The sequence below is a fragment of the uncultured Parasphingorhabdus sp. genome, from assembly GCF_963677535.2.
Taxonomy (GTDB): Bacteria; Pseudomonadota; Alphaproteobacteria; order Sphingomonadales; family Sphingomonadaceae; genus Parasphingorhabdus.
Window position 1 is genome coordinate 479,063 of sequence record NZ_CAXXUT010000001.1, and the last position, 19,337, is coordinate 498,399.

Annotated in this window: 20 protein-coding genes; 5 read left to right on the plus strand and 15 right to left on the minus strand. The window is 57.6% G+C overall.

The genetic code is table 11. The annotated features are described in order from the left end of the window. Positions 1 to 92: 92 nt before the first annotated feature. Entirely contained in the window at positions 93 to 857 is a 765-nt protein-coding gene (locus ACHZCJ_RS02275; RefSeq protein ID WP_321323538.1) for an arginyltransferase, read from the plus strand. Positions 858 to 957: 100 nt separating this feature from the next. Here the strand turns inward: ACHZCJ_RS02275 and ACHZCJ_RS02280 are convergent, their stop codons facing one another. The 3 genes from ACHZCJ_RS02280 to arfB all read right to left on the minus strand — a co-directional run bounded on the left by ACHZCJ_RS02280 (position 958) and on the right by arfB (position 3,473). After that, complete coding sequence (locus ACHZCJ_RS02280) at positions 958 to 2,343, minus strand: RcnB family protein (protein ID WP_321323540.1); 1,386 nt, start codon at positions 2,341 to 2,343, stop codon at positions 958 to 960. Between the two features lie 161 nt (positions 2,344 to 2,504). Then, positions 2,505 to 2,990 (minus strand): GAF domain-containing protein, encoded by a 486-nt coding sequence (locus ACHZCJ_RS02285; RefSeq protein WP_159643123.1) that lies wholly within the window; start codon positions 2,988 to 2,990, stop codon positions 2,505 to 2,507. An 84-nt stretch (positions 2,991 to 3,074) separates the two neighbouring features. Next, positions 3,075 to 3,473, minus strand: coding sequence for an alternative ribosome rescue aminoacyl-tRNA hydrolase ArfB (gene arfB / locus ACHZCJ_RS02290; RefSeq protein WP_159643121.1), 399 nt, complete (start codon positions 3,471 to 3,473; stop codon positions 3,075 to 3,077). 364 nt (positions 3,474 to 3,837) lie between these two features. On the opposite strand from arfB, the gene ctrA reads away from it, so the two are divergent. Further along, entirely contained in the window at positions 3,838 to 4,545 is a 708-nt protein-coding gene (gene ctrA, locus ACHZCJ_RS02295; protein ID WP_100094627.1) for a response regulator transcription factor CtrA, read from the plus strand. 72 nt (positions 4,546 to 4,617) lie between these two features. Here the strand turns inward: ctrA and ACHZCJ_RS02300 are convergent, their stop codons facing one another. From ACHZCJ_RS02300 to ACHZCJ_RS02320, 5 genes are all read right to left on the minus strand, one after another. Further along, positions 4,618 to 5,385, minus strand: a complete 768-nt coding sequence (locus tag ACHZCJ_RS02300; RefSeq protein WP_321323546.1) for a metallophosphoesterase family protein — start codon at positions 5,383 to 5,385, stop codon at positions 4,618 to 4,620. Positions 5,386 to 5,492: 107 nt separating this feature from the next. Then, a complete protein-coding gene (locus tag ACHZCJ_RS02305) occupies positions 5,493 to 6,674 on the minus strand; it encodes a saccharopine dehydrogenase NADP-binding domain-containing protein (protein ID WP_321323547.1) in 1,182 nt (393 codons plus the stop codon). Positions 6,675 to 6,728: 54 nt separating this feature from the next. Continuing rightward, positions 6,729 to 7,283, minus strand: a complete 555-nt coding sequence (gene dcd, locus ACHZCJ_RS02310) for a dCTP deaminase (RefSeq protein ID WP_159643115.1) — start codon at positions 7,281 to 7,283, stop codon at positions 6,729 to 6,731. Positions 7,284 to 7,302: 19 nt separating this feature from the next. Continuing rightward, on the minus strand, positions 7,303 to 7,980 hold the full coding sequence (locus ACHZCJ_RS02315; RefSeq protein ID WP_321323550.1) for a GH25 family lysozyme: 678 nt from the start codon (positions 7,978 to 7,980) through the stop codon (positions 7,303 to 7,305). Between the two features lie 47 nt (positions 7,981 to 8,027). Then, positions 8,028 to 8,510, minus strand: a complete 483-nt coding sequence (locus ACHZCJ_RS02320) for a UPF0262 family protein (protein ID WP_089134646.1) — start codon at positions 8,508 to 8,510, stop codon at positions 8,028 to 8,030. 154 nt (positions 8,511 to 8,664) lie between these two features. Here ACHZCJ_RS02320 and ACHZCJ_RS02325 point away from each other — a divergent pair, with 154 nt between their 5' ends. Continuing rightward, entirely contained in the window at positions 8,665 to 10,164 is a 1,500-nt protein-coding gene (locus ACHZCJ_RS02325; protein WP_321323555.1) for a replicative DNA helicase, read from the plus strand. A gap of 36 nt (positions 10,165 to 10,200) precedes the next feature. Here ACHZCJ_RS02325 and ACHZCJ_RS02330 read toward each other — a convergent pair whose 3' ends face one another. The 7 genes from ACHZCJ_RS02330 to ACHZCJ_RS02360 all read right to left on the minus strand — a co-directional run bounded on the left by ACHZCJ_RS02330 (position 10,201) and on the right by ACHZCJ_RS02360 (position 17,164). Continuing rightward, a complete protein-coding gene (locus ACHZCJ_RS02330) occupies positions 10,201 to 10,983 on the minus strand; it encodes a phosphoadenylyl-sulfate reductase (RefSeq protein WP_321323557.1) in 783 nt (260 codons plus the stop codon). Continuing rightward, positions 10,976 to 11,401, minus strand: coding sequence for a DUF934 domain-containing protein (locus ACHZCJ_RS02335; protein WP_321323559.1), 426 nt, complete (start codon positions 11,399 to 11,401; stop codon positions 10,976 to 10,978). Before ACHZCJ_RS02335 ends, ACHZCJ_RS02330 begins: the two co-directional genes overlap by 8 nt. Next, positions 11,394 to 13,028, minus strand: a complete 1,635-nt coding sequence (locus ACHZCJ_RS02340; protein ID WP_321323561.1) for a nitrite/sulfite reductase — start codon at positions 13,026 to 13,028, stop codon at positions 11,394 to 11,396. The genes ACHZCJ_RS02335 and ACHZCJ_RS02340 overlap by 8 nt, the downstream gene beginning before the upstream one ends. A gap of 1 nt (position 13,029) precedes the next feature. Beyond that, entirely contained in the window at positions 13,030 to 13,326 is a 297-nt protein-coding gene (locus tag ACHZCJ_RS02345) for a DUF2849 domain-containing protein (protein WP_321323563.1), read from the minus strand. Next, on the minus strand, positions 13,323 to 14,114 hold the full coding sequence (gene cobA, locus ACHZCJ_RS02350; RefSeq protein ID WP_321323565.1) for a uroporphyrinogen-III C-methyltransferase: 792 nt from the start codon (positions 14,112 to 14,114) through the stop codon (positions 13,323 to 13,325). The genes ACHZCJ_RS02345 and cobA overlap by 4 nt, the downstream gene beginning before the upstream one ends. A 66-nt stretch (positions 14,115 to 14,180) precedes the next feature. After that, the gene (gene astD, locus ACHZCJ_RS02355) at positions 14,181 to 15,626 is read right to left on the minus strand and encodes a succinylglutamate-semialdehyde dehydrogenase (RefSeq protein WP_321323567.1); all 1,446 of its coding nucleotides are present in this window, start codon (positions 15,624 to 15,626) and stop codon (positions 14,181 to 14,183) included. A 137-nt stretch (positions 15,627 to 15,763) separates the two neighbouring features. Then, positions 15,764 to 17,164, minus strand: a complete 1,401-nt coding sequence (locus tag ACHZCJ_RS02360) for a protein adenylyltransferase SelO family protein (RefSeq protein WP_321323569.1) — start codon at positions 17,162 to 17,164, stop codon at positions 15,764 to 15,766. Between the two features lie 60 nt (positions 17,165 to 17,224). Between ACHZCJ_RS02360 and ACHZCJ_RS02365 the strand changes: the two genes are divergently transcribed. Together ACHZCJ_RS02365 and ACHZCJ_RS02370 are read left to right on the plus strand one after the other, a co-directional pair. Beyond that, the gene (locus ACHZCJ_RS02365; protein WP_321323571.1) at positions 17,225 to 18,088 is read left to right on the plus strand and encodes an alpha/beta hydrolase; all 864 of its coding nucleotides are present in this window, start codon (positions 17,225 to 17,227) and stop codon (positions 18,086 to 18,088) included. A gap of 31 nt (positions 18,089 to 18,119) precedes the next feature. Further along, positions 18,120 to 19,265 (plus strand): glycosyltransferase, encoded by a 1,146-nt coding sequence (locus tag ACHZCJ_RS02370; protein ID WP_321323573.1) that lies wholly within the window; start codon positions 18,120 to 18,122, stop codon positions 19,263 to 19,265. The last annotated feature ends 72 nt before the right edge of the window (positions 19,266 to 19,337 follow it).

The following is a 19,337-nucleotide window of genomic DNA, read 5'->3' on the forward strand; positions in this document are numbered from 1 at the left end:
TGAACGATTGTGGTAAATCGCCTTTTCATTTTGTGTGTCGGGCGGCATATTAAGCTGGTCGATTCTCAAGAATGTAACAAAAGGCTGGCTTTGTGACTGCACCCGTTCGCTTTCCGCGATTCTTTGTAACAAACCCCAGCCCATGCCCCTATCTGCCAGGAAAAAGTGAACGCAAGGTTTTTACCGAGCTGAACGGCCCCCATACAGAAGAACTGAATGATGCGCTCGGACGGATCGGGTTCCGGCGCAGCCAGAATGTGGCCTATCGGCCCAGTTGCCTGGACTGCAAAGCCTGCGTCTCGGTTCGGGTCCTGACGGACGAATTTCGTCCCAGTGCCACGCAAAGAAAGCTGATCCGCCGCAATAATGATCTGGTGGTCGAAGCCTGTGAGCCCTGGGCCACCGACGAGCAATTTCAATTGCTGCAGAAATATCTCGCCAAGCGCCACCCAGGTGGTGGCATGGCGGAAATGGACGAGATGGACTATTCCGACATGGTCGAGCAGTCTCCAGTTAAAAGTTTTGTGATCGAATATCGCGAACCGACAGAAGACGGAAGCAAGGGCCGTCTGGTTGGAGCCTGCCTCACTGACCAACAGGGTGATGGCCTGTCGATGATATACAGTTTCTTCGACGCGGAACATGGCGAGCGCGCCGGTCTCGGCAATTATATCATCATGGATCATATCTTGCGCGCCCGGTCTGCCGGATTGCCCTATGTCTATCTCGGCTACTGGGTCGATGGCTCGCCGCAAATGGAGTATAAGGTCCGGTTCCGTCCGCTCGAGCGGCTTGGTCCCGACGGATGGCAGCGTCTGGATGCGACCGCCTTTATCAAGGCGCAATGCCCCGGCTGACCGTTCGATCACGGACCAGGCTTATAAAATCATAAAGATATGAAAAGGCCTGCCAACCGGATGTGGTTGGCAGGCCTTTTTGTGTTCATGGATTGGTGGATCAATCGTACAGGCAGCGGGCCTGCTGACAACCTTTCAGCGGTACGGCCTTCGGTGCCGATTTCCAGACTTTCTTGGCCGCCGGTTTCCAGCGCTTCTTCTGCTTCGGCTGGGAATAGACCACTTCCTCTTCGATATAGGTCGTTGTCGTTGTGGTCGTAACCGGTGCTGACTGAATGACTATGGTCGTCACCATGGGCTGTTGCGCCTGCGGATAATAATAGGCCGGGCTATATTGTCCGTTCCAGCCACTGGGATAGACTGGATGACCCTGAGGTGGCTGCGGGCTATGATGCTGTACCGGCGGATACTCGCGGCTATATTCCCGATGCCGGCTTGTTTGCTGCTGGTCATATCCATATTGCTTGAGCAGCTTGCGGCAGCGATCGGTGCCCTGATCGATTGCCGCGCCTGCGACCGCGCCTACTCCGCCGCCGATCAGCGATCCGGCCAGCCGGTTGCCTCTGCCAGCGATACGATTGCCGGCCAAGGCGCCAATCGCGCCGCCAACCAATGCTCCGCCAATGCCGCTGCTTTCTTTGCAGCGTTCAAGATAGGCCAAATCTTCCGCACGCTGGCGATCATATCCGCGCTCGTCCGGATAGGATGCATGATATCCTTCGCGGACTTCGCTCTCCGAATTCCAGTGGGGCGTCACATTGCCGTCGCCGATGAAGGTCCCGGAATATTGTCCCTGATAGACCTGTCCGTCGGCATCCCGATAGGTCCCCTGCCATTCGCCCTGATAGCTGCCGTCTTCGCGATAGGCTCCCTGCCAGTCACCCTGATAGGTGGACTGGTCGCCGTGCCTGTAGGCGCCGGGTGTGGCGATGACCCGGTCATCACCAGCGAATACACCTGGATCATAGGCCGCATATCCGTCGCGATAGCCGTCCTGATAGCCCTGATTGTAGCGGTCCCAGTCGACATTATAGCGCGCGTCCTGGACCACGCCATAGCGGTCGGTCAGCACGGCATCGTCATAATAGCGCGACCAGCCATAGCCGTAATTCGGTTGGCTGAGACCATAATAGCCGAAGTTACCGATGAAATAGCTGGGCTGGATATAGGTTCTGGGAAGGCGAAAACCCCGGTGGGGTTTGCGGTAATTGCGGTCATAGCCCATGCGGCCGCGGCGCACATAGCTGTTTGCATGGCGATTACCCTTCACATGTCCCATATTCCCCATTTTCCGCATCTGCCGGTTGCCCATGCGTTTCATGGACTTGGTGCCTGCAGCCGGATCGGCCAGCGCTTCCGGAGAAGCAAAGGAAAGGTCGACCGGAAGCGGTGCGGCACCGTCAGGGGGCGAGTCGATAGCGGCAATCGCCGCTCCAGGTGCCAATGCAAAAACACCGGCAAGGCTGGTAAGTAACAGGGTCTTCATGGTTAACAACTCCCTAGTTTCAGACATGCGCCAAGCAGGTCCGATCGAAATCTGGTTAATGAACATTTACCAAATTTCAGGGGCTTTGACCATTAGCCGCTTGTAAAATAGAGTTGATTTAGCGTTTTGTCTCGAAATGGGGCAAGTTGGTTACCCCGTCGTTAACCAAGATTGTTGGCAATTGTCTCGATAATCCGGACCATACCGGCCTCGTCCGCTTGCCGGAAACGGTCGGGGCGGGGACTGTCGAGATCGAGGACCGCAACGACCACACCATCCTTGAAGACCGGTACGACCAGCTCGCTGCGACTGTCGGCATCGCAGGCGATATGACCGGGAAAGGCATGGACATCGGCGACCCGCTGGACCTTGCCCGTGGCTGCCGCCGCCCCGCAAACGCCGGATCCGATGGCGATTCTGATACAGGCGGTCTTTCCCTGAAACGGACCCAGCACCAGTTCACCATCCACTACCCGATAGAAGCCGGCCCAGTTGAGTTCCGGCACATATTGCCAGATCAGCGCGGCGATATTGGCCATATTGGCAATCGCATCCGGTTCCCCGTCCACCAGGGCAGCGGCAAAAGACGTCAAGTCGGCGTAAAGTTCTGCGGCCGGTTGGTCCGGATCGATTGCAATGTCCAGCATAGATGGTTCGTCTTTCGGGCTTCGTTTTGATTGGCGGCCTCTTAACCGTTTCAGATGCGGCAGGCCAGCCTGTCAATCATGGGCTCAGTCAAGGACAGGCTTGCCGCGCATTTTCTTCACCGAGGATTTTTTCTTCTTTTTATCGACCCTGCGTGCCTTGGCGGCCCGGCTCGGGCGGGTCTTTATCCGCCGGGCGTCCCGTTGATGCGCCTGCTCGATCATTTCGGCCACGCGTCGTCTGGCTTCTGCCCGATTGGCTTCGCGGGTGCGAAATTCGCGCACGGTCAGCACCAGCTCTCCGCTGCTGGTCATCTTTCGACCGGCCAGGGCTTTCAGCTTGTGAAAGGCGTATGGCTGCAGACCGAGCGCATAGATATTCACCCGCATTTGTACTGCGGTGGCCACCTTGTTGACATTCTGGCCGCCGGGACCGCTGGCGGCGAGAAATGTTTCGGTTATCGCGCTTTCCGGAATTTCAACCATGTAAAGCTACTAGCGGCATATTCCGCCGGGCGACAGACCCAGTGGCCGAAGCCCGTCATTAGCGGTGAGAATACCATCAATCTTAAACATATCCGGATCAAATCCTGACTGATTTGGGCCGGATATTGATAAAATGGTGCCGGAAATAGCAAAATGTTAATTTTTTTTCGGGGAAGGGCAGGAGTCCTGAAACGACTCATTTCTGCGGGTTACAGAGTCCCTGGGCTGCTCGCGACTCGTGCTGAATCCTGCCTTAGGGAAAAATTAACCTTTTACGTTCATTCATCTTATGGTTAATAAATGATCCATCGGGTCGGCAACATGATCGATCCGGAGCGAGCAATTAAGAAAAAGGGGCTGCCTGATGCGCGTGCTGCTGATTGAAGATGAACCAACGACTGCAAAAGCAATCGAGCTGATGCTGACAACCGAAGGTTTCAACGTATATACAACGGATCTGGGCGAGGAAGGCCTCGATCTGGGCAAGCTCTATGATTATGACATCATATTGCTCGATCTTAACCTGCCGGACATGCATGGTTATGACGTACTCAAGAAGCTTCGCGTTGCGAAAGTCCAGACGCCCGTTCTCATCCTTTCCGGTATCAGCGAAATGGACAGCAAGGTTCGCAGCTTTGGCTTCGGTGCCGATGATTATGTCACCAAGCCGTTCCACCGGGACGAACTGGTCGCGCGTATCCATGCGGTTGTGCGTCGGTCCAAGGGCCATTCGCAGAGCGTCATCCGGACCGGCAAGCTGGCCGTGAACCTGGATGCCAAGACGGTTGAAGTCGATGGCAATCGTGTTCATCTGACCGGCAAGGAATACGCGATGCTCGAGCTGCTCTCCCTCCGAAAGGGAACGACGCTCACCAAGGAAATGTTCCTCAACCATCTCTATGGCGGGATGGACGAGCCGGAACTCAAGATTATCGACGTGTTTATCTGCAAGCTGCGCAAGAAACTGTCGCTGGCGTGCGGCGGCGAGAATTATATCGAGACCGTGTGGGGCAGGGGCTATGTCCTGCGCGATATGGAAGAAGAGCTCGCTCCGACCGCGCAAGTCGCCTGAACGGCTAAAATTCCATCATGAATGTCTGTGTTTCAGACTAAAACGGCGGGGCCTAGCGGTTCCGCCGTTTCTCTATGCAGCGGTGTCGAGATACCAGCGATCCGTCCCCTGCAGGGCCAAGGCCGTCAGCTTGCCGGAATAATAAGCGCCGGTATCAATACCGATGCGGTTGCCAGCTTCCACGACCTCTTCCGATATGGTGTGACCGTAGACAATCACCTTTTCATGGGCTTCCTGTACGGCAAGGAAATCCTCGCGGATCCAGCGCAGGTCTTTCTGCCGCTGTTCGGAAATCGGCAGGCCGGGACGTATCCCGGCATGGACAAAGGCATAGTCGCCAATAGTGATATGGTCCTCGAAGCTCGCGATAAAATCGATATGCTCTTTAGGAAACAGGTTGCGTACGCGCTCTGCCAACTGCACCATATCGAGCTCGATATATTCCTTCATGCTGATGTCATAGCTCAGGATCGTCTCGCGCCCGCCAATTCGGTTGAAGAAGCGCACGGACTTTTCCTCGCCGGTCGCGGCCGCGAGATAGACTTCCTCGTGATTGCCCATCAGAAAGCGGACACTACCCAATTCTTCCCTGATCCGCATTGCCGTGTCGAGCACGCCGGCGCTGTCCGGGCCACGGTCGACCAGGTCGCCGAGAAAGATGATCTCGCTTTCGGCATTGTCCCGCTCGCTGTCATCCTTGATGATCTGGTCCAAGAGCTGGAGCAGCAGGTCGTTGCGGCCGTGGACATCGCCAATGGCATAAACCCGACGACCGTCGGGAATGGTCGCCTGGTCAATCGGGCTGGGAGCCTTTTTTCTGCGAAGAAGACGATTCAGCATGATGCTAATAAATTTGTCCTGAAATACGGAGTTTTAAGGGCGAGACACGAAATTTCCGTAACACGCAACTAATTAACAGAGACTGTCCGGACAGCCACGGTTCGCCGTCAGCTTTCGACGACGAAGCTCAGACCGGCCTTGGCTTCCAGGCGTTTGACCAGCTGCTTGCCCATCAGCGCGCCCGGTGTCCAGACGCCGCCGCCTTTCGCAATCTTGTCCTGGGCCAGGCAGAGCGCGGATTCCGCTATCATCTTGGATGTCGAACCATAGCCGGGATCCTTGTCGCCCTTGACGCACAAGGTGGCGGCTTCGCCATCTTGGGTCTCGCCGAGAAACAGGATGTCATAAAATCCATTTTCACGCTGTTCCTTGGTTGGGCCTTCGCCTGGCTTGGGCGCATCGTCACCGCCGAAAGGATTGGCTTTTGCCACCATTTCCGCAGCCTGTTTGCCGAGATCGCCGGGGCTCGTCACGACCATTTCGTCATATTTGAAATCTTCTCCGAACGGGAAATCGAGCAGGAAATTGGTCCGGTGGACATTTTTCGTGTTGATCGCCGCCATGATGAAGGGGGCCACCCAGCTGTCGATGGTCTTGTCATATTTCGGGATCAGCATATTGGGCTGATCCGGCCCTTCGAAACCGGGGGTCAGACCGAAGCTGCTCGACAGAATTTTCACCAGACCGGGATTTTTGCCAATCGCCTTCATGGTTTCTTTCAGGCTGGCAGCCGTGCCGCCGGAAAATGTGCCTTCCATCGCGCGCACCCGGCCTTTCACGCGGGCTGCCGGCTTGCCGAAACGTTTTTTCATTTCCTTCTGCAGCATCAACACGCCGAGATCGAACGGTATCGAGTCAAAACCGCAGGAGAAACAGATCTGCGCTCCGGACTTTTCCGCCGCTTCCTGATGCTGGTCGATCATCGCCCGCATCCAGCCCGGTTCACCGCACAGATCGACATAATGGGTGCCATTCTTGACGCAGGCGGCGACGAGCTCGTCGCCGTAGAGTTGATAGGGGCCGACGGTGGTCAGCACCACCTTGGTGCGGCTGGCCATCATGTCGATCGACGCGGCATCATCGGAATCGGCGACGACCAGCGGTGTGTCTTTTGGCGCGCCGATAAGATCGCGGACTTCCTCGAGCTTTTCCAGACTCCGTCCGGCCATCGCCCATTTCGGAGCGTCTTCGCCAATGCCATATTGCTGCGCCATATATTCGGCAACCAGACGGCCGGTATAGCCGGTGGAACCATAGATGATGACGTCGAATTCTTTTGCTACGGACATGACCGGCTCTCCTGCAGATTGTTTGATCGTTGAATCGATTTTGCCCGCTATGGCCTAGAGCTTGGCCAGAGTCACACCCTTTTGCCGCATATATTTACCCGAACGGTCGGCATAGCTGACGTCGCAAGGCTCGTTTCCTTTCAGAAACAGGAACTGGCAGGCACCCTCATTGGCGTAGATTTTGGCGGGCAGGGGGCTGGTGTTGGAAAATTCCAGAGTGACATGGCCTTCCCATTCCGGTTCCAGCGGTGTCACATTGACGATGATCCCGCAGCGCGCATAGGTCGATTTGCCGAGACAGATGACCAGCACATCACGCGGAATACGGAAATATTCGACCGTGCGGGCGAGGGCGAAACTGTTCGGCGGTATGATGCAGCAGTCGGTCTTGCGGTCGACAAAGCTGTTCTCGTTGAAATTCTTCGGATCGACCACCGCATTGTCGACATTGGTGAAAATCTTGAACTCGTCCGATACCCGGGCATCATAGCCGTAGGAGGAGAGGCCGTAGCTGATACAACCTTCCTTTTTCTGGCCCTCGACAAACGGCTCGATCATGCCGGAATGTTTGGCTTCGTTACGGATCCAGCGGTCGGATAAAATGCTCATATCGGATTCCTGTTGATGATCAAGGACGCACTACGTTCCAGTTTATCGGGCCGTCAACCCCGCTGATCCGGCGCATGTCGGAGGCACGCCACATCACCCAGGGTTTGGTGGCATAATCGGGCGGGAAAAAATTCGATTCGAGCCAGAAGGTCCGGTCGATACCGCTGCTGATGTTGTAAAGCTCCTCGAATTCCTGCGAAACCGCGATGATGGCCGGCTTCTCGCTGTGGGACTCGATCTGGTTGAGAAATGTATTGAGCTCGCTCAGCACCAGGGCCCGGCCTGGGCGGTCGCCGCAACCATTGTCGAAGGCGAGGCGGATGGCAGGCGGCAGCATATTTTCGCCGCGCGGTACAGTGGTTACGAAGCTGGTCGCCTGATCGGTCGCGAGACGACAGAGCGAATAGTTATGGAGCGCGCCATAGCGGATGCCGGCCTCCCGCGCGCCTTCGATATTCGCTGCGAAATTCGCGTCGCGCTTGTCCGCGCCGTCTGTTGCCTGGATATAGGCAAAGTCGACTCCGGTCGCGCCCGCAACGTGCCATGTAATGGTGCCGTGGCTTTCGTCTACCGAGATTCCCTGGACCGGATATTGGTCGCGGGGCGGTGCCCAGCTGACCGCGACATTGCGCAATATCAAGGCTATGACCAGCAGAACCACGACGATAGCGGCAAGGCTGAACAGATTTTTTCTCATGGCTCTAACGGTCACCCTGGTTCCCTGATACGCAGCGGACGTATCACTCAATTCTTGATATGCAACACACAGATCAATGTGAAGAGACGGCGGGCGGTCTTGAAATCCACATCGATCTTGCCTTCGAGCCGTTCGACCAGCAGTTCCGCGCCCTGATCATGCACCCCGCGTCGCGCCATGTCGATCGTCTCGATTTCCGCTGCGCTGGCTTTGCGGATCGCCTGATAATAGCTGTCGCAAATGGCAAAATAGTCTCGGATCGGACGCCGGAACCGGCCCAGCGCCAGAATCAGGGTCTCCAGCGGCTCGCCGTTTTCGCGGCCGATGGATATCACCAGCCGGCCTTCCTGAACGCTCAGTTGCAGTTGATAGGGGCCGGCATAGCCGTCATCATGCTGCTTGAGCGGCTTGAAATAATTATCCTCGATCAGATCAAAGATCGCGATGCGGCGCTCCTGCTCGATATCGGCGTTGCGCCACAGAATCGTGGCCTCGTCGAGTTCAACAGAGATGATGCGCGGATCGGACATTGCGCCCTGTTGCCGCAGCGCCGGTCTCAGGACAAGGGTTTTTGCCGCGCAGCACGACAAGTTGGATCTTTCCACAGAATTGTCCCCGGCCCTGTGCCGATATTTTTCTCCGCCGCCCCCTTGCCGAGAATCGATTCAGGGTGGATGAGGAGCCATGGCCGAATTGATGCGTTTCGAAAATGATGAACCCGAAGAACAGCGCCTGCCGCGCAATGTCGAGGCAGAGGCGACCTTTCTCGGTGCGTTGTTAATCGACAACCGGGTCGCTGAAGATGTGCAGACCCGCCTGCGGCCGGAACATTTTTACGAACCGTTGCACGGCCGGATTTACGAGCAGGCGCTGAAGCTGCTCGACAAGAATATGGTGGTGACGCCGGTCACCCTGAAGCCCTATTTCGAGTCGGACGAGGCGATGAAGGCGCTGGGTGGCCCTTCCTATCTGGCCAAGTTGACCGGCGATGGGGCCGGCCTGATCGGTGCCCGCGATTTTGCCAATCAGATTTATGACCTGGCATTGCTCCGCGAACTGGTCAGCGTTGGCCGGACGCTTGTCGACAGCGCGCTCGACACCAGCGAAAAAGTCGATCCTAAGGAACAGATCGAGGAAGCGGAAACCGCTTTGTACCGCGTGTCCGAAGGCGAAGCGCAAGAAGGCGGCGTGCGATCGTTTCTGCAAGCTTCAACCGAAGCGCTGAGCAATGTCGAGCGGGCGTTCAACAGCGGCGGCAAAGTGTCCGGCATCACCACCGGCCTGACCGATGTGAACGCGAAAATGGGCGGCCTGCACCGAAGTGATTTGCTCATTCTTGCCGGACGTCCGGGCATGGGCAAGACCTCACTTGCCACCAATATCGCCTTCAATGCCGCCAATCGCTACATGCGTGACATGGCCGACGGGATCGCGCCGGAAGATTCGCTCGGCGCCAAGACCGCTTTCTTCAGTCTGGAAATGTCGGCCGACCAGCTGGCCACCAGGATCCTTTCGGAACAGGCCGAGATCAGCTCGGAAAAACTGCGTATGGGCTCGATCAGCCGGGAGGAGATGCACCGGCTCGCCATGGCATCCCGGGAATTGCAGGATCTCCCGCTGTTCATCGATGACACGCCTGGCCTGACTATTGCCGCGTTACGGACGCGGGCGCGGCGCCTGCAACGGCGTCAGGGCATCGGCATGATCGTGGTCGATTATCTGCAACTGCTACAGGGTTCCGGCCGCGCCAGCGACAATCGGGTGAATGAAATTTCGGAAATCAGCCGCGGTTTGAAAACGTTGGCCAAGGAACTGCAAGTGCCGGTGATGGCCCTGTCGCAGCTGAGCCGTCAAGTCGAAAGCCGCGAGGACAAGCGTCCGCAGCTCTCCGATCTGCGGGAATCCGGTTCGATCGAGCAGGACGCCGATATCGTGATGTTCATCTTCCGCGAGGAATATTATCATATGGCAGTCAAGCCCGATGTTCCCGACGGTAATTCCACTCCGGAGCAGATCAAGAAATATGAGGATTGGGAACGCGACCATGTCCAGGCCGAGGGCAAGGCGACCGTTATCGTCGCAAAGAACCGCCAGGGCTCGACCGGCAATATCCAGCTGAGCTTCATCAGCGAATTCACGAAGTTCGGTGACCTGGCTTACAGCGAAAGCCCCGACGACTATTAGCCACAATGGCGATGCCCGGGGCGGTCTGGTTCGTGACTAGAAGATCGGATCGTTGACCCCGTCCTTGCCGTTATTGGGCAGAGGCGTCACATCCTCGTGAATGCCGCATTCGGATTTGTCCCATCCACGCCAGCGTCCGGCACGGGGGTCTTCGCCGGGCAGCACTTTCGATGTGCAGGGCGCGCAGCCGACCGACAGGTAGCCTTCCGCCTCCAGCGGGTGACGCGGCAGATCATGTTTTTCGAAATAGGCTTCCAGATCGTCCTTGATCCAGTCGCCGAGCGGATTGATCTTCAGCCGGCCATCGTCAATTTCGAAACGCGGAATATTGTTGCGGGTCACCGACTGGAATGCCTTGCGGCCCGATATCCAGCTGTTGAGCCCGGCCTTGGCGCGGGCCAGCGGCTCGACCTTGCGGATTTCGCAGCAGCCGTCCGGGTCATAGGACCAGCGCAATCCGTTCTCGTCCTTTTCCGCCAGCACGGCCGCCTCTGGAGCGACGATATTGGCGTTCTTGATGCCGAGAAGGCTGATCAGCGTGTCGCGATATTCCAGCGTTTCCGGAAACATCTTGAGCGTATCGACGAAGGTCACGGGAATGGTCGGGTCAACCGCTGCAACCAGATGCAACAGGACCGCGCTTTCGGTTCCGAAAGACGAGACCACGGCGACTTCACCGAGTTGTCGTTCATCGAAAAGCGCCTTCAGCATGGTCGTGGTGTCGACACCCTCGAACCGCTGGTTCAGGGCGTCGGCGTCGGCCTGCGTAAAGTCGGGGCGAACATCGATCGTGTCGACCTTGCGTGCGGCTTCAGCCATGACGGAGCCTCCAGATCGGGGTGCGTTGGTCAGACGTTGCCTGATAGACATGGTCGTAGCGCTTTATCGCCTCTTCCATCCGTTCGGGATTGATTGGCGCATCCGGCGCAAAGGCATCGAAACCGCAGCGCCGCATATGACTGACCTGATCGAGCAGGACATCCCCGCTGGCACGCAATTCGCCGGCATAACCGGACTCGCGCAATATCTGCGCGGCCGAATAGCCGCGACCGTCGCCAAAGGCCGGGAAATCGATCTCGACCAGCGACAGGCGGTCGAGATAGGGCAGCAACAGGCGCGCGTCCTCGCCCGCTTCGATGCGGACGGCGGTGGCATTCGACTGGTCCAGAAAGGAATCGAGCGACACCGCCGGTTCTTCGTGGACCTCGTCATCACGTAAACGGATTGCTTCAACCATAGATAGCCTCCTTGAACCGGGCCATGCCGACACGGCGATAGGTGTCGATGAACCGCTCTCCCTCCTCGCGCTGTTCGAGATAGAGGTCGGTTACCGTTTCGATCGCGTCGATCACGCCGTCTTCGGTGAATCCCGGACCGGTAATCTTTGCCAGACTGGCATCTTCCGCACCGGAACCGCCCAGCAGCAGCTGGTAGTTTTCCGTGCCCTTCCTGTCGACACCCAATATGCCGATATGGCCGGCATGATGGTGCCCGCAGGCGTTGATGCAGCCGGAGATTTTGAGTTTCAGTTCGCCCAGTTCCCGCTGACGGCCGAGATCGGCGAAACGTTCGCTGATCTTCTGCGCGAGGGGAATGGAGCGGGCATTGGCAAGGCTGCAATAATCGAGACCGGGGCAGGCGATGCTGTCGGTGATCAGGTCGAGATTGGCCGGAGCCAGGCCGGCTTCGTCCAGCTTCTGCCAGATCGCGTAGAGATCGCTCTTTTTGACATGCGGCAGCACGATATTCTGGCTGTGCGTGACCCGCAGTTCGTCAAAACTATATTGCTCGGCCAGATCGGCCATCAGGTCGATCTGGGCGGATGATGCGTCGCCCGGAATGCCGCCGCGCGGCTTCAGGCTGATCGTCGCAATCGCATAGCCGGGCTGTTTGTGCGCAGAGATATTCTGATCGACCCAGACAGCGAAATCCGGATCGGACAGGTCCAGATCATCGCTTGCCTGCTTGTCAAACGGCGGGTCCTGAAAAAATTCACTGATCCGTGCCAGTTCTTCAACCGGTGGGTTGAGGCCCAAGGTTTTCATATGGGCGAATTCTTCCTCGACCTGCCGGCTATATTCTTCCGGGCCGAGTTCGTGGACAAGGATTTTGATCCGCGCCTTATATTTATTGTCGCGGCGTCCGTAGCGGTTGTAGACGCGCAGGCAGGCCTCCGCATAGCTGATCAACTCGTCTGCGGGGACAAAATCGCGGATTTCCGGTGCCACCATCGGAGTCCGGCCCATGCCGCCGCCGACGAAGAATTTTGCACCCAGTTCGCCCGCTTCATTATGCACCAGCTGGATGCCGATATCGTGCAGACGCATGGCAGCACGATCGGTGTCGCTGGCGATCACGGCAAATTTGAATTTGCGTGGCAGATAGGAGAATTCGGGGTGGAAGCTCGACCATTGCCGCAGGATTTCGGCCCAGGAGCGCGGATCGGCAATCTCGTCGGCGGTTGCACCGGCGAACTGGTCCGAGGAGATATTGCGGATGCAATTGCCGCTGGTCTGGATCGCGTGCATTTCTACCGATGCGAGATCGGCCAGAATATCGGGCGCATCTTCCAGCTTGATCCAGTTATACTGGATATTCTGCCGGGTGGTGAAATGGCCGTAGTCCCGGTCATATTTGCGCGCGATATGACCGAGCATGCGCATCTGCTTGCTGCTCAGCGTGCCGTAGGGAACGGCAACGCGCAGCATATAGGCGTGGAGTTGCAGATAGAGGCCGTTCATCAGCCGCAGCGGCTTGAACTGGTCCTCGGTCAGATCGCCAGCGAGACGGCGCTTCACCTGGTCGCGGAATTCCTCAACCCGTGTGTCGACCATTTTCTGGTCATATTTGTCATATTGATACATGTCAGATCACCCATAAGCCGGCATCGGGATCGGCCGGTTTTAATGTCAGGTCGGGACGGACGGTCGGCCCGAGTGCGCGCACCCGGTCCTTGATGTGACCCGGGCGGGGGCCGTCATCGGTCTGTTCGGCTTCGATAATATAAGGAGAGTTTACCCGGCGGGCGGCTTCCTCGCGCTGCAGGATTGCCTCGCCCTGATTGCCGACATCGGTCGCGTCTTTGACAAAGCGAGACCAGTCGAGCCCGGTCCACCAGATAACGTCACCGGTTTTAAGATCATTTCCGGTCAAGATTTTCATGCGACCACTCCCGCCATCTGCGCAATTTCAAGAAATTTGTCTTCAGCATCGCCGTAGCGCGCAACTTCACCGACCACGAGCAGCGCCGGACTTCTCACTTTTTCCCGGCGGACCATATCGCCAAGATCGGTCAACAACGTGCGAAGGGCGCGGAAATCGGAACGCGTTCCATTCTCCAGCACCGCCACCGGCAAGTCGGGCGCGGCGCCGTCGGCGATCAGTTTCTCGACAATCGCTTCGGCATTGGCAACACCCATATAGATGACCAGAGTTCGGCCAATGCCGGCCAGACCCGACCAGTTCTGGTCGGACAGGCCCTTGCACTGGCCTGCGACGAAACTGACCGCGCTGGCGGCGTCCCGATGGGTCAGCGGCATGCGCGCCTGTGCGGCACAACCAAGCGCGGCGCTGATCCCCGGAACGACCTCCACAGCAACACCGGCAGCAACGCAGTCATCGGCCTCTTCGCCACCCCGTCCGAAAATGAACGGATCGCCACCCTTGAGCCGCACGACCAGATGGCCCTTGCCCGCTTCTTCGATCAGAATAGTGTTGATCTGGTCCTGCGCGACGCTGTGCAGCGAGCGTTTCTTCGCGACCGAGATATAGCGAGCGGTCGGCGATGCCAGATCCAGAATATCGCGGCTGACCAGCCCGTCGTGGACGATCACATCGGCGCGTTGCAGCAGCCTTGCCGCCTTCAACGTCAGCAGTTCGGGATCACCCGGACCCGCGCCGACCAGATAGACCTTGCCTGCAGCGGTCGTCTTGCTTCTTGTCTTTTCCATGGGTGCGATATGCGCGTATCAGGCAGAATGTTCAAAACAGAAGATTTTGGGGGCACCTAAGCTCAGCTATTTGGCGGCTGGCGATCCGTCTTCTTCGCCGTTGATATCATCCTTCAGTCCAATGCCAATCCGGGCCCGTGCTTTTTCCGCTTCCATCGACACGACCGGATAGGCGCAATAATCTGCGGCATAATATGCGCTGGGTCGGTGATTGCCGGACAGGCCGATGCCACCAAACGGCGCTTCGGATGAAGCACCGACGGTCATCTTGTTCCAGTTGACGATGCCGGCGCGGCTGCTTGACCAGAATTGGTCATAATGGTTGGCCGTTCCGCCGATGAGCGCTGCGGACAGGCCGTAGCGGGTGTTGTTTGCTTCGGCGATCGCTTCTTCGAAGTCGGCGACGCGGACAACCTGCAGGATCGGTCCGAACAACTCTATGTCCGGCCGCTCTTCCAGTTGCGTGACATCAATGATGCCGGGTGTCAGAAAGGGGAGCTCCGCAACCGGTCTGGCCATATGCTTGATCGGTTTTCCCCCGTGGCTCATCAGCGCCAGAAAGCTTTCGGTCAGGCCGTCTGCCGTCTCGTTATCGATCACCGGTCCCATGAAGGGAGCGGGCGATGCAAAGGGCTCGTCGATGATCAGCCGGTCAGTGATCCGCTTCACCTCCTTGATAATACGCTCATAAAGATCATCCTTCACGATCAACCGGCTCGCGGCGGAACAGCGCTGTCCGGCGCTCAGAAACGCTGACTGCACAATCAGGACAGCGGCGCTGTGGATATCGCTGGTGTCCCAGGCGATGATCGGATTGTTGCCGCCCATCTCCAGCGCCAGTATCTTGTCGGGGCGGGATGCAAACTGACGATTGAGCGCTATGCCGGTGTGCGCCGATCCGGTGAAGAGGACGCCGTCAAGCTCCTCGTTGGCGGTCAGCTGTTTGCCGATTGCGGGACCGCCATGCACGATATTGACAACGCCGGCAGGCATTCCGGCCTTGTCGAACGCATCCATCAGATATTGGCCTACCGCAGGAGTTTTCTCCGACGGCTTGAAGACAATCGTATTGCCGGCAATCAGCGCCGGAACGATATGGCCATTCGGTAGATGGGCCGGGAAATTATAGGGGCCGAGCACGGCGAGAACACCATGCGGCTTGTGTCGCAGGGCAGCGCGCATATCGGGCTGGCTGGGCAACTGCCGCTGCGGGGTGCGATCGGCAAAGGCGCGCACCGAGATATCAACCTTGTTGACGACGGATTCGACCTCCGTGCGGGCCTCCCATAGCGGCTTTCCGGTTTCGCGCGAGATCAGTTCGGCCAGTTCTTCGCTGCCGGTCCGGATGCGGTTGGCATAGCGCCGCACCGCTTCAATCCGTTTGACCAGCGCGGTGGCTGCCCAGCCGGGCCAGGCTGCGCGCGCATTCGCGACCGCAGCATCCGGATTGCCGCTGGTGCCAGTCCAAAGGGTTGCCCCGGTTGCCGGTTCGATGGATATCAGGTCGCTCAAATTGGCCTCAATGTTCTAAACATGGGTTGCTCGATGAATCATATATGGCACATCTCCCGCGATAGACCATAGGACATAAAGACTTAGCGCCATGATGATGAATTTTTTCCGAACATGCTGTCGCGTTGCCAGATAGGTTAGCCGTTGCGCAGAGCGACGCCCATCGCACGAATTTCATTGATCTTTTTCGTAAGTGGCGCCCAATTGTCGTCGCTGGCAATCGCGTTCCATATCCACTCGACTTCTTCTATATGCATCGAACAGGGTTCGGGATGTCCCCAGTAGTCGCTGACCGGCTGGCGGAAGCGCTCGCGTTCGGCGATCAGTGCCCGAAACTCGGCAAACTCCCTTGTTTTGTCATCCGGGCAAGACAGGTTTTCGCATTTCCCCCAGTCGAAGAAGAACTGGTCAATCCCGACGTTTTTCTGTGCCAGCCCTTTCTCTGCCGCAACCACCAGATAGCGGTCTTTCTCGAAACCCTCGGATACGACGCCAAGCCGCCAGCAGAAATGCTCGGTAAAGGCGACGCCATAGGCTTTCGGAAAATCGTCCAGCGTCGCGACCAGCGGATCGCTATCCGAAATCAGCCGCAAGGCGCTGGCAAATTGCGCCAGATTCCAGTGCAGCGCTTCGGGTTGCCGCCCGAAACAATAAAGCCCTTCATGATCGAAATAGGCGGCGGTGAAGCCGGGCTCCCAATAAGGCGTGAACCGCCATGGACCATAGTCAAAGCTTTCACCGGTGATATTTATATTGTCGGTGTTGAGTACGCCATGAACGAAACCGGCGGTCATATAGGCGCCGGCAAGCCTCGCCACTTCCTGCGCGGTCCGGGCAAATAATTCCGAGGCCGGATCGTCCGTTTGCGCCCCGCCGAAATAATATTCGAGGCAATAAGCGACCAGCTCTCGCATCAGCTCTTCGTTTTTTTCATAGGCAATGCGCTGGAACGCGCCGATGCGGATATGGCTGTGGCTCAACCGGGTCATCACAGCCGAGCGGGTGGGGGAGGGTTCGTCCCCGCGCATCAGTTTCTCGCCGGTTTCAACCACCGAAAAAGTCTTCGAGGTGTTAACGCCCAGCGCTTCCAGCATTTCCGTTGCCAGAATTTCACGCACCGCACCCTTCAAGGTCAAACGGCCATCGCCGGTCCGGCTCCACGGCGTTGTGCCCGATCCCTTGGTGCCGAGATCCATCAACCGGTTCTCGTGATCGCGCAGTTGCGCGAACAGAAAGCCACGGCCGTCACCGATGTCGGGATTATAATTGCGGAACTGGTGGCCATGATAACGCAGTGCCAGCGGCGGATCGAGATTGTCGGGTAGCGGCTCGAACTTGCCGAAATGGTCGACCCATTGCTGCTCGTTCAGCATGTCCAGTCCCACGCTGCGGTCCCACCGGTCATTTCTGAATCGCAAAATATGTCCGGGGAAAGTGGCAGCGGCAACCGGATCACCGATCTTGTCTCCCAATCGGGTGATCTGGACATCCGCCTTATAGTCGGTCTTTCCGGGTTCTGCTTGCGGTTTATATGGCATTTTCCCACAGTGGCGGCTAATCGGTTGCACAGCAAGTGGCAAGACGGGGCGAAGGACAGGATGAGCGAAGAAAATTCCGGTCAGCATATCTACTGGGAATCCGATGACGGGCTGAAACTGCACGCCCGCGACTTTCCCTCGGACAGCGGCAAGATACCGGTTATCTGCATTCCCGGCCTGACCCGCAATGCTCGCGACTTCGAGCATCTGGGCACGGTTTTCGACGGCCACAGACGGGTCATCATGCTCGACCTGCGCGGACGCGGGCTGAGCGAATATGCCAATGATAGTAACACTTATAATCCGAAACAATATGTCTCTGATATCATCATGCTGATGGACGAACTGCAGATTCCCGAAGCGGTATTTTTCGGAACGTCGCTGGGTGGTGTGATCACCATGGTCATGGCAAAAATGTACACCGCGCGGATCGCCGGGGCTCTGCTGAACGACATTGGTCCCGAACTCGACCAGAAAGGGCTCGACCGGATTGCCGAACATGTCGGGCAGGGAAGAAGCTTTGATACCTGGGCCCATGCGGGGCGCGACATGGCGGAAAGCAGCAGCGACATCTTCCCGGACTTCACGCTAAAGGACTGGATTGCCTTTGCCAAGAAAGTCTACCGGATGAACAGTTCCGGTCGGATCAAGCTGGACTATGACATGAAGATTGCCGAACCCTTCGACAGCAAGGGCGGCGGCAGCGGAGCGCTGTGGAATGCGCTGGAACATATGAAGGATATTCCTACCCTGATATTGCGCGGCGAATTATCCGATCTGTTCAGTGAAACGGTGGCCAGAAAGATGCTGGACAAGCTCGACAAGGCCGATCTCGTCACGATACCGCGCGTAGGCCATTGTCCAACGCTCGAAGAGCCGGCCTCGCTTGACGCGATCAATCAATTGCTCCACCGCATCGACTGATTGAATCCAGACAGCCGGGCAACAACACCGCATGAAACCAGCCAAGATATTGCATCTGCACAGCACCTTCGATCTGGGGGGCAAGGAAGCGCGCGCCGTGAGGTTGATGAACCATTTCGGCAGCACAGCGGATCATGTGATCCTGTCGGCTCAGCCCGGCAACCTGTCAGCCCGCGATGCGATTGATCCGGCGATAAAGGTGAGATTCCCGTCGGACGCACCATCGCTGGCAGGAAAGCCGTCACTGAAACGCTATCGCGAGTTCGTTACCTATTTCCGCCAGTTCGATCTGATCTTGTCCTATAACTGGGGTTCGATGGACGGCGTCATGGCGCGGACCCTGTTCTCGCGGGTCGAAGGCCTGCCGCCGCTGATCCATCATGAAGACGGGTTCAACGAGGACGAGCAGGTCAAGCTCAACTGGAAACGCAATCTGTTCCGTAAATTCGCCCTCGGTGCGGCCCGGGCGCTGGTCGTGCCGTCAGAGAATCTCGTCGGCATCGCCAAAAATGTCTGGAAACAGCCGGAGCAGCGAATTCACCGGATTCCCAATGGCATTGACGTGAAGCGCTTCGAGAAAAAACCGCAACGTGGATCGCTGCCCGGTTTCACCAGGCACAAAGGTGAAGTCGTGGTCGGGACCGTGGCCGGACTGCGGGCAATCAAGAATCTGCCAAGACTGGTGCGGGCCTGTGCCGCGGCGGGCGACAATGTCCGGCTGGTGATTGTCGGCGAGGGGCCGGACAGAGAAAGAATAGTGGCCGAAGCGCAGCGAGCCGGTCTTGGCGACCGTTTGCTGATGCCGGGATTCCTGCCAGACCCGGCGCGCTATATCGGACTGTTCGATATTTTTGCCCTGTCCTCCGACAGCGAACAATTTCCGATTTCGCTGATCGAGGCGATGGCGGCAGGGTTGCCGGTAGCCGCGACCGACGTCGGCGACATCAAATCGATGGTGTCGCAGGCCAATCAGGGGTTCATCAAACCGCTCGGTGACGAAAGCAAATTCCGCGAATCGCTGACAACCCTTGTGCAGCACCAGCAGTTGCGCGAAGACCTCGGGATGCAGAACCGGCTCAAGGCGCAGGCGGAATATAATGAAGGCAAGATGCTGGCCCGCTACGCGCTGATCTACGGACAGGCGCTGGGACGCGCGGATTTCGGCCCGGGCCAATAGCGATTTAGGCAGCACAGTTTTTTCGAGCATTTTTAGTTGCCGGTGTCTATATCGGCCTTTGGGGAAAATAGG